Source organism: Listeria costaricensis (assembly GCF_900183385.1).
In the GTDB taxonomy this organism is placed as follows: Bacteria; Bacillota; Bacilli; order Lactobacillales; family Listeriaceae; genus Listeria; species Listeria costaricensis.
Genome location: NZ_FXUT01000001.1, coordinates 266,962 through 280,143, shown reverse-complemented (window position 1 = coordinate 280,143; position 13,182 = coordinate 266,962). Strand labels below are relative to the sequence as shown.

Sequence of the window (13,182 nt, the reverse complement as noted above, 5' to 3'; positions counted from 1 at the left end):
TAGGTCATTCGCAGCTCCTTGATTCTTAAGGAGCTGTTTTTTTATGCAACACGAGTTCGCGTTTTATTTGTTTTTCGTGAAATAAATAAAGAATAATTTTAAGTGTAATGATCAAGCAAGAAGACTTTGTGACAGATTTTCTCTCATCATGCATAAAAGTGTGTATAAGCACTTAATGGACTTATAAAGCTGGCACGCCTAGCGAATTTTAAGTCCATCAATCGATTTTTACAGTCATAAAGTAACCAAAAAATTCATTTTACTGCTTTTTCACTATACAGGCGAAAAGTATGATATAAATAAAGAGAAACAAAAGCAGATAATTACGGGTTGGCGATTAGCAGTTTTCTTGATATAATGAAGGGATAAGAATTTGAGAGAACGGAGAATACTAAAAATGTTTGTAGATCAGGTTAAGATATATGTAAAGGCCGGTAATGGCGGTAATGGCATGGTGGCTTTCCGTCGCGAAAAATTTGTTCCTAATGGCGGACCTGCTGGTGGAGACGGCGGCAAGGGTGGAGATGTAGTCTTTCAAGTAGATGAGGGGTTGCGTACACTTGTTGATTTTCGTTATAAACGCAAATTCAAGGCTCCTAATGGGGAAAATGGCATGAGTAAAAGCATGCATGGGCGCGGAGCTGATGATTTAGTCATTATGGTTCCACCAGGCACGTTAGTAAAAGACGTCGATACAGGCGAGGTTGTGGCTGATTTAGTGGCACACAATCAACAAGCGGTTATTGCTAAGGCTGGCCGAGGTGGTCGAGGCAACAAACGCTTCGCTACACCGGCGAATCCAGCACCTGAGTTATCGGAAAACGGGGAGCCCGGGCAAGAGCGTAATATCCAACTAGAACTGAAGGTTTTAGCTGATGTGGGACTTGTCGGTTTTCCAAGTGTCGGAAAGTCCACACTATTGTCAGTTGTTTCAGCAGCACGACCAAAAATCGCGGCCTATCATTTTACAACGATTGTTCCGAATCTTGGTATGGTAGACACTGGGGATGGCCGAAGTTTTGTCATGGCTGACCTTCCAGGACTAATTGAAGGTGCCAGTCAAGGTGTTGGACTAGGTCATCAATTTTTACGGCATATCGAGCGAACACGCGTCATTGTCCATGTGATTGATATGTCTGGTTCAGAAGGACGCGAGCCATATGAAGACTACCTAGCGATTAATAAGGAATTGGAAGCATATAATTTACGCTTAATGGAGCGTCCACAAGTTATCGTGGCAAATAAAATGGATATGCCTGAGGCGGAAGAACAGTTAGCGAAGTTTAAAGAGCAGCTGGGTGATGATGATACGCCAATTTTCCCTATCTCAGCCCTAACAAAAACCGGCTTGCGCGAATTATTGTTGTCAGTAGCAGACAAGCTCGAAACTACACCGGAGTTCCCGCTAGACGAACTGCTTGAAAAAGAAGAAGAAGACACGGTTCTTTATAAATATGAAGCTGAAGAGCCTGATTTTACCATCACACGTGATGATGATGGCGCATTTGTATTGAATGGCGAAAAAATTGAGCGTCTCTTTACAATGACGAATTTTGAACGGGATGCATCAATCAATCGCTTTGCCCGCCAGCTTCGCGCTATGGGTGTAGATGATGCCCTTCGCGTTCGCGGAGCACAAGACGGTGACACAGTAAGGCTGCTAGATTACGAATTTGAATTCATGGAATAATAAGTGGGGCAGAGAGGCTAATGCTCTCTGCTCTTTTTGACCAATTAACGATAAAAGGGAGCGATCGACATGAGAGTAGCTTTTCTGGGACCTACCGCCTCATTTTCCCACGCGGTTGCAAAACAAGCTTTTCCAAGTGACGAATTATTACCGCAAAATACCATTCCTGACTGCATCATGGCACTCGAAAATCATGAAGTTGATGTAAGTATCGTGCCCATTGAAAATACGATTGAAGGAAGCGTCAATATAACGCTTGATTATCTGTTTCATTTTTCCAATGTTCCCGTTGTGGCAGAACTCGTTTTGCCTATCGCGCAACATGTAATGGTTCATCCGAGTAATCACACCTCTTGGCGATCTGTTCAAAAAATCCTTAGTCATCCGCAAGGGCTTGCGCAGTGTGAAAAATTTCTCCAAACGGAACTTTACGGTGTGGAAAGAGAAGCGACCCCCTCAACAGCTTATGCGGCAAAATGGGTGAGTGAACATCCAGAAGAACTTTCTGCTGCAATTGCACCCAAGATGGCCGCATTAGAGTATGGATTAGATATTGTAGCTGATAATGCACAGGATTTAGAGCTGAATCAGACGCGTTTTTTTGTTCTAAGTCGGAAAAGTATCAATATTTCATTAACACCGGAAGAAGAAAAAACGACGGTCAGCGTTCTTTTACCCAATAACCTTCCAGGTGCCTTACATAAGATCCTTTCAACTTTTGCCTGGCGAAATATTGATCTGAGCAAAATTGAGTCACGTCCTTTAAAAACAGCATTAGGCGAATATTTCTTTCTAATCGATCTACTTTCAAAAGATCAGCATGGTTTGATTCAAAATGCATTAGAAGAGATTAAATTGTTAGGTGGTCAAACCAATATTTTTGGAACCTATCACGTGTATCGCTTAAGCAGTGAATAAGGAGGCGCGCTAGATGTTGATTAGACAGATGAAGAAGCAGGACTATCCAGAAATGAGTGCGATTTACGAAGAAGGTATCGCCACAAAAAATGCTACGTTTCAAACAAACGCTTTAAGTTACGAGGAATGGGATCGTAAATATCTGCCCATCTGTCGTCTTGTTGCCGTTCAAAAAGAGCATGTTGTTGGCTTTGCGGCTTTACTTCCTTTTTCCAGCATGCCTAGTTACCGCGGTGTTGCTGAACTAAGCATCTATGTGTCCTCTCAGGCAAAGGGCAAAGGAATGGGGTCAGCGCTGATGGATGCGATGATTACAGCAAGCGAAGAAGCGGGAATATGGACACTTCAATCCCTAATATTCCCAGAAAATAGAGCTAGTATCCATTTGCATGAGAAATTTGACTTTCAGACACTTTGTATCCACGAAAAGCTAGGTGAAATGGATGGCGTTTTTCGAGATGTAGCCCTCATGGAGCGACGAAGCAAAAAAATATGTTATACTTGACTGGAGTTTAATGAAAGTAGGAATGACAAAATGAAAATTTTATTCATCGGAGATATCGTTGGCTCGATTGGTCGTGATGCGGTCAGTGAATATTTGCCAAAACTAAAAGCAAAGTACAAACCAACCATCACGATTATGAATGGTGAAAATGCTGCAAGCGGCCGCGGGATCACTGAAAAAATTTATAAACAATTTCTTGAACTAGGTGCCAGTGCTGTGACGCTTGGTAATCATAGTTTTGATAACCGAGATATTTTTGAATTTATTGATGAAGCAAAATATCTTGTTCGACCAGCCAACTATCCTGAAGATACAACACCTGGAACTGGTATGGTTTTTGTAAAAAGCAATCAGCATGAAGTAGCCGTTATTAATTTACAAGGACGGACTTTTATGGCTGATTTGGATGATCCGTTCCGTAAAATAGATGAGCTTGTTGCCGAAGCTAAAAAACGCACCAATATCATTTTTGTAGATTTCCATGCAGAAACGACTAGCGAAAAGGAAGCGATGGGTTGGTATTTAGATGGACGAGTATCTGCCGTTGTCGGAACGCACACGCATGTTCAGACTTCAGATAATCGAATTTTACCAGAAGGAACAGCCTATTTAACGGATACTGGCATGACTGGCCCTTATGACGCGATTCTTGGCATGGAAAAGGAAGCTGTTTTACGTCGATTCAAGACAAGCCTCCCAACACGCTTTGAAGTTCCTAAAAAAGGACGTGCGGTACTTTCTGCTTGTCTAATTACACTAAACGAGGATTCAGGCAAAGCAAGCCGGATCGAACGGATTCTAATCAACGAAGATAATCCTTTCTATTCTTAATCAAGGGGGAGAAACGAATGGCGTATCAGCGTGATGAACTGATTCAAGAAGCAAAAAAAATCCGTCAGACGCTGCGTCAAACAGATGAGATAAAAGCCTATCAAGCAGCCGAAGAACGGATTAATCAAAACAAAAAAATTGCTCAAAAAGTAAATCAAATTAAGGCTTTGCAAAAACAAGCAGTAAATCTAGAACATTACGGAAAATACCAAGCATTAAAACAGACGGAACAAGAGATAGATCGCCTGCAAAACGAGCTGGAGACTTTACCAGTTGTGGCGGAATTCAGACGTACACAAACAGAAGCAAATGATCTGCTCCAAGCGCTCACAAAAGAGATAGAAGAACGTGTTTCCCGTCATTTAGATACCGAAGAATAACTGCTTTTCATGCGATGAAAGCAGTTATTCTTTATGTTATAATAAAAAATAGACAATACACGCATAATAAGTAAGGGATGATGAAGAAAATGGCAGAATATACACCAATGATGCAGCAATATTTGGCAATAAAGGCCGGGTATCAGGATGCATTTTTATTTTTCCGACTAGGCGATTTTTATGAAATGTTTTTTGATGATGCATTAAAAGCTTCACAAATTCTTGAGATTACTTTAACAGGTCGTGAAGGCGGAGGCGAAGAGAAGATTCCCATGTGCGGAGTTCCCTATCATTCGGCAAGCGGCTATATTGATACATTGATTGAAAAAGGCTATAAAGTGGCGATTTGTGAACAAGTAGAGGATCCTAAAACAACTAAAGGCATGGTCAAAAGGGAAGTGGTTCAGCTCATCTCCCCAGGAACGGTCATGGACGAAAAAGGGCTTAAGGAAAAAGAGAATAACTTTATTTCAGCGCTTTATCGTTTTGAAGACCGAGAATGTGGTTTTGCTTATTGTGATCTTTCCACTGGAGAATTGAAGTCGACCTTGCTCACTGCGGAAACGGAGCGTCTTTTAAATGAACTCTCAACGCTTTCAACTCGTGAGCTTGTCATAAGCGAAAAGGATCAAGCCCTTCTCCCTGACAATATAAAAGATCAGCTTGGACTAACTCTTTCGCTTCATGAAAACACTACGCTGAGTGCCTCCTTTGAATCCCTAGTTGATCGCAGTACAACACCTACCGAAAAAAAAGCCATTGCTATTTTACTCAATTACCTTTCTGATACGCAAAAGCGGGATCTGGGGCATTTGCAAAAAGCAATTCATTATGAAACTAGCCATTATATGAAAATGGACTATTATTCAAAACGTAATCTGGAGCTTTCTGAATCCATTCGTGGCAAGGGACGGCAAGGAACACTGCTTTGGCTTCTTGACCAGACAAAAACGGCAATGGGGGGGCGACTTTTAAAGCAATGGATTGATCGTCCATTAATTGACCGTGCCATGATTTTGGAGCGGCAGGATGATGTGGCTGAATTAAAAGCCCACTTCTTTGAGCGCGTGGAATTGATTGAAAATCTGAAAAACGTCTATGATTTAGAACGCCTTGCTGGACGAGTTGCTTACGGGAATGTCAATGCCCGTGATTTAATTCAACTTCGCAACTCACTTTATCAGATTCCGAAAATCAAAGCTACCATTACGAGTATGGCTGGAGCAACCAATTTGGCCAAACTAGCGGCGGAGCTCGATCCTTGTGAGGAGCTAACTGAGATTTTAGAACAGGCCGTTATTGAGTCGCCACCGCTTTCGATTCGTGAGGGCGGCATCATCAAGGATGGCTATAACGCGGAACTGGATACATACCGAGATGCAAGCCGCAATGGAAAAAGCTGGATTGCTGAACTTGAAGCAAAAGAACGACAGCTGACAGGCATTAAGTCTCTAAAAGTTGGATTTAATCGTGTGTTCGGTTACTATATTGAAGTGACACGTGCCAACACACATCTTTTGCCGGAAGGACGCTATGAACGCAAACAAACATTGACCAATGCGGAGCGCTATATCACACCTGAATTGAAAGAGAAGGAAAAGCTCATCCTAGAGGCAGAGGAAAAAAGTGTTGATTTGGAATACCGTCTTTTCTCGGAAATTCGTGAAATGGTTAAAACATATATCGAACGCCTGCAAGAACTGGCTAAAAAGATTAGTATGATTGATTGCCTGCAGAGCTTTGCTGAAATCAGTGAAAAAAATCATTTTATCCGGCCAACACTTAGCGAAAACGGTACACTTTCAGTAAAAGGCGGTCGACATCCTGTTGTTGAGAAAGTCATGGGCGCTCAGACTTATGTAGCGAATGACTGTGAGCTAAATGATTCACGTGAAATCTTACTAATTACTGGGCCCAATATGTCAGGTAAAAGCACCTATATGCGGCAGATTGCCCTGACGGCGATTTGTGCACAAATCGGCTGCTTCGTACCAGCAGAAGAAGCTGTTTTACCGATTTTCGATCAAGTTTTTACACGTATTGGCGCAGCAGATGATTTAATTGCGGGCCAAAGTACATTTATGGTCGAAATGTTAGAAGCTAGAAATGCAATTGTCCATGCAACCAAAGACAGTTTGATTTTATTTGATGAAATTGGTCGTGGAACTGCAACTTATGATGGTATGGCACTAGCGCAAGCGATTATTGAATATATCCATGAAGAAGTGCATGCCAAAACACTGTTTTCTACGCACTATCATGAACTCACAATTCTTCAAGATTCACTGGAAAGTTTAGTCAATATTCATGTCAGTGCGATTGAAGAGAACGGGAAAGTCGTCTTCCTTCATAAAATTAAGGAAGGACCAGCCGACAAGAGTTACGGAATCCATGTCGCACAGCTTGCCCGACTTCCTGAAAAATTGATTGCACGTGCCAGTGATATTTTAACGGAGCTTGAAAAAGAAAGTAAGAATTCCCAAACACTGCCATCAAAATTACCAGAAACAAAAGTAAAAGCTGCTGAGCTGGCTGATCTTGGTATGGAAATCCATGAAGAGGTTCAGCTTTCAATGTTTCCAATTGATGAAGCACCAAAACAGGCCAAAAAAGAAAGTGAGTTCATCAAAGAAGTGCGAGGCATCAATCTCATGCAGATGACACCAATGGACGCCATGAATAAACTTTATGAATTGCAAAAGAAATTAAAGTAAAGGCGGGAATGTAAGATGTCTACAAAAATTGTTGAATTAAGTGACGCCTTATCCAATAAGATTGCCGCTGGAGAAGTGGTTGAACGTCCGGCTTCGGTGATAAAGGAACTCGTTGAAAATGCGATTGATGCCGGAAGCACAGTCATCGATATTCTGATCGAGGAAGCAGGTTTGAATAAGATGACGGTCATCGATAATGGCGACGGAATCGACCCGGAAGATGTTCCCGTGGCTTTTTTACGGCATGCAACCAGCAAGATCAAAAATGAAAATGACTTATTTCGAGTTCATACATTAGGCTTTCGCGGCGAGGCACTTCCGAGTATTGCTTCTGTTGCACATGTCGAAATGACCACATCTACTGGTAATGGCCCCGGCACTAAAATTATTCTTGAAGGTGGCAAAGTATTAGAGAAAACCAGCAGTCAATCACGCAAAGGCACGCAAATTGAAGTGAGCCAGTTATTTTATAATACACCGGCTCGCCTGAAATATTTAAAAAGCCTGCCCACTGAACTTGGCAACATTACGGATATTATTAACCGCCTGGCTTTGGCACATCCAACGATTAGTTTCCGCCTTTCACATAATGGCAAGTCACTTTTAGAAACAAACGGCAATGGGGATCTCAGACAGGTCATGGCAGCAATTTACGGCGTCTCGATTGCCAAAAAAACAGTCCCCGTTTCTGCTGAGTCCTTGGATTTCAAAATTAGCGGCTATGCTGTCTTGCCAGAAGTCAATCGTTCCAACCGAAACTATATCTCAACCATCATCAATGGGCGATTTATCAAGAATTTTGCACTGGTGAAAGCGATTCAGGAAGGGTACCATACGCTTTTGCCGATTGGCCGATTTCCCATCATCGTCCTTCAAATCGATATGGATCCAATTATTGTGGATGTGAATGTTCATCCAGCTAAACTTGAGGTACGGCTTAGTAAGGAGAAAGAGTTAGGGCAGCTGATCGCCGAAATGTTGAAAAAGGCTTTCCATCAGTTGCAACTTATTCCTAGTGGCGAAATCTCCAAAAAACAAAAACTTGCTTCCGAGCAGCTTCAGATGGATTTAAATCCGCTAAAAGCCGCTCCTAAAGAAGAAAAAGAACAGGAAACGGCTGAAGAAAAGCCGGCATTCTTTGAAGAGGCAGAGGAGAAGTCTCAAGGAGAACCGCGCCCACTTTTCAGTCAGCCAGATATTCCAGCATATGTACCGCCTGAGAGTGATGCAAGCGGGGTACGCGAACAAGAAGCACTTTATGCGGCAGAACCACCTGAAACGCGGGCCGAGGAAGTAGCGCCTGAAAAAGAGCCGCGTATCCCCAAGATGTATCCAATTGGGCAAATGCATGCGACCTATATTTTAGCTCAAAATGAGAAGGGGCTGTATATTATTGATCAGCATGCGGCTCAAGAGCGAATCAAATATGAATTCTTCCGCGAAAAAATTGGTGAAGTTTCACGCGAATTGCAAGAACTGTTAGTGCCGATTGTTTTGGAGTTTTCCAACGATGAATTTATTCGACTGCAAGAACAAAAAGAAAAATTGGAAGAAGTGGGTGTCTTTCTTGAGAACTTTGGCACCGGCAGCTTTATTATTCGCGCTCATCCTACATGGTTTCCAAAAGGAGAAGAGGAGGAGACCTTGCGCGCCATTATTGACGAGGCGCTGCATGCACCAAGTATCAGTATTCATAAATTAAGAGAAGATACGGCGATTATGATGAGTTGTAAGAAATCGATCAAAGCTAATCACTATTTAACGATGATCGATATGGAGACACTGCTGGAAACTTTGCGACAAGCAGAAGATCCATTTACTTGTCCGCATGGTCGACCTGTTATCATTGAATACACGACCTATGAGCTTGAAAAAATGTTCAAGCGGGTTATGTAGAGGGAGTTAGTATGAAGAGATTATTTGGAGAGCAGCTCATCATTCCTGCTGCACGTCATCAAAAAGATGTGGAAAAAATTGTCGAGCAAGCAACAGGCGCATACATGGTAATGCTTGAAACACATATCGCACAGCTGAAGCCGCTTGTTCATTTTGCTACGACGAATGGCAAAAAAGTTTTACTTCATGCGGATCTTATAAATGGCCTGAAAAATGATGATTATGCAGTCGAATTTTTATGTCAGGAAGTACGACCGCATGGGATTATTTCAACACGAGGCAATGTCGTTCTGAAAGCTAAGCAACATCACGTTTTGGCTATTCAACGTTTATTTATGATTGATTCCAGTGCCTACGAAAAAGGATTGGCACTCATTCAAAAAGTAAAACCAGATGCAGTGGAGCTCCTGCCAGGTATTCTGCCCGGGCAAATCGAAAAGACTTTTCACCGACTCGATATCCCGATAATTGCAGGCGGATTAATTGAAAATCAAGAACAAATACAGGCAGTCCAAAAAGCAGGGGCCATCGCGGTCACTACATCCGATCAACATTTATGGCCGCGTGGAAAAACATGTGAATAACAATTGTTCACATGTTTTTTTGTGTTCAATAGCACTATATGAAGTAGTCATCTGTTATAAAACAGAATATCTCGATTCATTAATACAGGGTGAAATTGAAATTCCGACTGCAATTACTGGAAACCGCTTTAAATTGCTATATTCAACAGCTTCTTTCGAAAAAAGACAAAAAAATGTCAAACTTTTTTTATGAAAACTGTAGTATTTTTTCTAAAATGTGTTATGATTACAGTGTAAACAATTATTGTTCATTATTATACAAAGAGTTTTAAAATAGATGTGCGTCACGAAAGGAAGAAGAGAATCATGACTGAGGTAATTGGAAGAATTCATTCAACAGAGACGATGGGTTCCGTTGATGGTCCTGGTGTTCGTTTTATTATTTTTATGCAGGGCTGTCTGCTTCGTTGTCAGTACTGCCATAATCCTGATACATGGAAAATTGGTACAGGTAAAGAAGTTACTGCACAAGAAATTTTTGATCAGTCCATTAGTTACAAGGCATTTTGGGATGGTACTGGCGGTGGTGTAACAGTAAGTGGCGGCGAACCACTTCTACAGATTGATTTTTTGATTGAACTATTCACTCTCTATAAGAAAGCAGGCGTTAGAACAGCAGTAGATACTTGTGGTGGATGTTTTTCACGCGACCCAGAATTTATCGAGAAATTGGATCGGCTCATGGATTTAACGGATCTCGTACTGCTAGATATCAAACAGATCGACCCGGCCAAGCACATTAAATTGACCACGCGTCCCAATGCCCCTATTCTTGATTTTGCAAAATATCTAAGTGATCGTGATCAACCTATCTGGCTCCGGCATGTACTGGTACCAACTAAAACAGATGATCCAGCCGACTTGACTAAGCTACATGAATTTATTAGCCAGCTTAAGAATGTTCGAAAAGTGGAAGTCCTGCCATATCACACAATGGGCGTTTTCAAATGGGAAAAGCTGGGCATTCGTTATCCGCTTGAAGGAATTGAAACACCTGATAAAGAGACGGTGGCCATGGCCAATCGGATTTTAGATACCAAATCCTATCCTGATGCAACTGTAAGCTAATAAAAACTGGGAATCATTATTTTTATATGATTCCCAGTTTTTTTGTTGTATTTTTAACGTTTTGAGGTTTGCGAACATGGTAAATAAGGGTATAGTGCTAACACCGGAAGGAAAGGGAGGAGTATAGATCCATTAGGATGTTTTGTAAAAAGAAGGGGGAATCATTATGAAAATGAAAAAAATTATTCGTATGGTGTTTGCAACAATGCTAGTTCTCTTTATCACCGTACCTGCTTGGGCCAGTTCAGCTATAGCAGCAGATTCATTAGTACCAGACCAAGCATTACGTTATGCAATCAATGAAGCATTAGGATACACGGGGGATGACATTCAAGCGCATGACCCTACACAAGCTGAGTTGGAAGGCTTGACGGTTTTAAGCTATGATGGAAATGCTTTTGGTCAGGTTCATTCGCTAGAAGGGCTCCAATACTCAACCAATTTAGACAATTTATCGATCAATAACTCTGATTTACAGGATTTATCACCGATCGCTCAGTTGCCTAAAATAACCCATCTCTATCTTGATAACGACAACATCACGGATATTTCACAATTGGCATCGTTGACAACGCTTCAGGAACTCGAATTGACTAATAATCAGATTCAAGATATTTCGCCAGTTCAAAACATGCAACAGCTCACAAACTTAGACTTGATCAATAATAATATTGAAGATATTACCGTTCTAACAGATTTAGACGCCATTCATGCTGTTTATCTAGAAAATAATCATGTTTATGATGTCTCGGCTGTAGCTGGTAAAACAGTTGGGACAATTTATGTGGAACAACAAAGCATCACCATGCCCATCCAAACTGTCACTGAAGGAAAAGTGGATCTAACTGTCCCGAATAAGATTAGAGGGATTAATAACTATATTGAGCCAGTTAATATTTCTAATGATGGCACATATGATTCAGTTTCCAATGAAATTTCATGGACCGATATCCCTGCTGGCACTGAAAATACCAGCTACACATTCAACTATACAGAGTTTGAAGGGGAAGAGGCTTTTTATTTCAGCGGAACGGTTCTTCAACCGCTCGACTGGATTTACAATGTGCAGCCGATCATCGCAGCAAGTGATAAAACCATTCACGTTGAGCAGAATCCTGATTTACGAGCAAATGTCACAGCTACGGATGAAGAAGACGGCGATTTGACAAACCAAATCGTTATTACAGGTTCTGTCGACAATCAAACGGTCGGCGTCTATCCCATCACTTATTCAGTAACAGACAGCCAAGGAGGCACGGCTACTATAACGGTAAATGTGACTGTCATCAATGATCCGCCAGCTATTTTTGCTACTGACCAAACAATCCATGTTGGCGATAAAGTCGATGTGCTAAAAAATGTCACAGCTACGGATACGGAAGACGGAGACCTAACCAACCAGATTACCTATACGGGAACGGTTGACAACACAAAACCAGGAGACTATCCCATCACTTATTCGGTGGCGGATGCACAAGGACAAACGACTACCAAAAACGTTACCATTCATGTCATCAACGACTCTCCCGTTATAAATAATCCGAGCAGCGTCACCCTTCATGTAGGTGATACATTTAATCCGCTCGACTATGCCACTGCGAAGGACTACGAGGATGGCAATTTAACAGACAAATTAGTCGTTGAGAATAATACAGTTGACACGGCATTAGCAGGTGATTATACGGTAACTTATAGTGTGACCGACTCAGTTGGTGCCAAAACAGAGTCTACCATGGCTGTTAAAGTCATAGCTGATTCACCAAATGTAATTCCGTCAGATAACGACGACGATAACAACAATAATCAAACACCTCAAATACTCCCACCAGCTACTGCAGATACAGTCGTTACACCGCAAGAAACCAACCAAACTTTACCTCAAACGGGGGATCAAGCGGTTGGTAGCTCCATGCTTTTGCTAGGATTGGCGCTTGTTGGCTATGGCGCTCTCTACCTTCGTAAAAAATAAAACTAAACCCAGTTCTTAGCGCATGCTTGTAGTGCGCCTAAGAACTGGGTTTTTCATTTTTTTCTAACAAATCATTACACCAATCAATTTCTGCACGAACTAGTTGTTTTTTTCGCAGATAAATTTGGTAGGACATATTCCTTTTTTTATCTGTTTCTGATACTAATCCAAGCTCATTTTCAAAATGTGTTAGGGTAGCATTAATCAGTTCACATTGCTCATTTAAATAATTTTTCCGTTCATTCAAAAGTTGACTTGTTCGATCTGGATTTAGCCAGTCAAGTTGGAGTTTGATTGTAAATTCATCTCGTGTAACAGGAATCTTAGCTGGCTTTTCGGACCACTCGTAAAGCGTCTTTAAGCCAGCTTCCGTAATGGTATAGATTTTTTTATTGGGCTTTCCATCTTGGACTTGTTTTTCAACATGAAGCAAACCAGCTTCCTCAAGTTTTGCTAAAGTAGGATAAATTTGACTATGATGCGTGTTTTGCATAATTTTCAACTGATAAGCCAGATCATAACCGCTAGAAGCCTTCCGGGCAATCATTTCTAATAAAGTAATTCCTAATAGATTGGGCATTTTTTTCACCTTCTGATAGTTATCTTAGTTCTATTGTAAAGGATTTC

The 13,182-nt window shown here is 41.4% G+C and carries 11 protein-coding genes; 10 read left to right on the top strand and 1 reads right to left on the bottom strand.

What is annotated here, in order from left to right; translation table 11 throughout:
- The first annotated feature begins 397 nt into the window (after positions 1 to 397).
- The 10 genes from obgE to CS921_RS01410 all read left to right on the top strand — a co-directional run bounded on the left by obgE (position 398) and on the right by CS921_RS01410 (position 12,555).
- Positions 398 to 1,690: a GTPase ObgE gene (obgE, locus tag CS921_RS01455; protein WP_099221258.1), complete on the top strand. Its 1,293-nt coding sequence runs from the start codon at positions 398 to 400 to the stop codon at positions 1,688 to 1,690.
- Positions 1,691 to 1,759: 69 nt separating this feature from the next.
- Entirely contained in the window at positions 1,760 to 2,608 is an 849-nt protein-coding gene (gene pheA, locus CS921_RS01450) for a prephenate dehydratase (protein ID WP_099221257.1), read from the top strand.
- A gap of 28 nt (positions 2,609 to 2,636) precedes the next feature.
- The gene (locus CS921_RS01445; protein WP_099221505.1) at positions 2,637 to 3,113 is read left to right on the top strand and encodes a GNAT family N-acetyltransferase; all 477 of its coding nucleotides are present in this window, start codon (positions 2,637 to 2,639) and stop codon (positions 3,111 to 3,113) included.
- Positions 3,114 to 3,143: 30 nt separating this feature from the next.
- The gene (locus CS921_RS01440; protein ID WP_099221256.1) at positions 3,144 to 3,944 is read left to right on the top strand and encodes a TIGR00282 family metallophosphoesterase; all 801 of its coding nucleotides are present in this window, start codon (positions 3,144 to 3,146) and stop codon (positions 3,942 to 3,944) included.
- Positions 3,945 to 3,961: 17 nt separating this feature from the next.
- Positions 3,962 to 4,324: a YlbF/YmcA family competence regulator gene (locus CS921_RS01435; protein WP_099221255.1), complete on the top strand. Its 363-nt coding sequence runs from the start codon at positions 3,962 to 3,964 to the stop codon at positions 4,322 to 4,324.
- Between the two features lie 89 nt (positions 4,325 to 4,413).
- Positions 4,414 to 7,038, top strand: coding sequence for a DNA mismatch repair protein MutS (mutS, locus tag CS921_RS01430; protein ID WP_099221254.1), 2,625 nt, complete (start codon positions 4,414 to 4,416; stop codon positions 7,036 to 7,038).
- 15 nt (positions 7,039 to 7,053) lie between these two features.
- Positions 7,054 to 8,934, top strand: coding sequence for a DNA mismatch repair endonuclease MutL (mutL, locus tag CS921_RS01425; RefSeq protein ID WP_099221253.1), 1,881 nt, complete (start codon positions 7,054 to 7,056; stop codon positions 8,932 to 8,934).
- An 11-nt stretch (positions 8,935 to 8,945) separates the two neighbouring features.
- On the top strand, positions 8,946 to 9,518 hold the full coding sequence (locus tag CS921_RS01420; RefSeq protein ID WP_099221252.1) for a glycerol-3-phosphate responsive antiterminator: 573 nt from the start codon (positions 8,946 to 8,948) through the stop codon (positions 9,516 to 9,518).
- Positions 9,519 to 9,824: 306 nt separating this feature from the next.
- Positions 9,825 to 10,586 (top strand): pyruvate formate-lyase-activating protein, encoded by a 762-nt coding sequence (gene pflA / locus CS921_RS01415; RefSeq protein WP_099221251.1) that lies wholly within the window; start codon positions 9,825 to 9,827, stop codon positions 10,584 to 10,586.
- 166 nt (positions 10,587 to 10,752) lie between these two features.
- Positions 10,753 to 12,555 (top strand): immunoglobulin-like domain-containing protein, encoded by a 1,803-nt coding sequence (locus CS921_RS01410; protein WP_099221250.1) that lies wholly within the window; start codon positions 10,753 to 10,755, stop codon positions 12,553 to 12,555.
- 37 nt (positions 12,556 to 12,592) lie between these two features.
- On the opposite strand, the gene CS921_RS01405 is transcribed toward CS921_RS01410, so the two are convergent.
- A complete protein-coding gene (locus CS921_RS01405; RefSeq protein ID WP_099221249.1) occupies positions 12,593 to 13,135 on the bottom strand; it encodes a PadR family transcriptional regulator in 543 nt (180 codons plus the stop codon).
- Positions 13,136 to 13,182 lie beyond the last annotated feature (47 nt).

Coding starts and splice junctions, on each gene's coding strand:
- obgE (WP_099221258.1), top strand. CDS start 398: ATGTTTGTAGATCAGGTTAAGATATATGTAAAGGCCGGTAATGGCGGT.
- pheA (WP_099221257.1), top strand. CDS start 1,760: ATGAGAGTAGCTTTTCTGGGACCTACCGCCTCATTTTCCCACGCGGTT.
- CS921_RS01445 (WP_099221505.1), top strand. CDS start 2,637: ATGAAGAAGCAGGACTATCCAGAAATGAGTGCGATTTACGAAGAAGGT.
- CS921_RS01440 (WP_099221256.1), top strand. CDS start 3,144: ATGAAAATTTTATTCATCGGAGATATCGTTGGCTCGATTGGTCGTGAT.
- CS921_RS01435 (WP_099221255.1), top strand. CDS start 3,962: ATGGCGTATCAGCGTGATGAACTGATTCAAGAAGCAAAAAAAATCCGT.
- mutS (WP_099221254.1), top strand. CDS start 4,414: ATGGCAGAATATACACCAATGATGCAGCAATATTTGGCAATAAAGGCC.
- mutL (WP_099221253.1), top strand. CDS start 7,054: ATGTCTACAAAAATTGTTGAATTAAGTGACGCCTTATCCAATAAGATT.
- CS921_RS01420 (WP_099221252.1), top strand. CDS start 8,946: ATGAAGAGATTATTTGGAGAGCAGCTCATCATTCCTGCTGCACGTCAT.
- pflA (WP_099221251.1), top strand. CDS start 9,825: ATGACTGAGGTAATTGGAAGAATTCATTCAACAGAGACGATGGGTTCC.
- CS921_RS01410 (WP_099221250.1), top strand. CDS start 10,753: ATGAAAATGAAAAAAATTATTCGTATGGTGTTTGCAACAATGCTAGTT.
- CS921_RS01405 (WP_099221249.1), bottom strand. CDS start 13,135: ATGCCCAATCTATTAGGAATTACTTTATTAGAAATGATTGCCCGGAAG.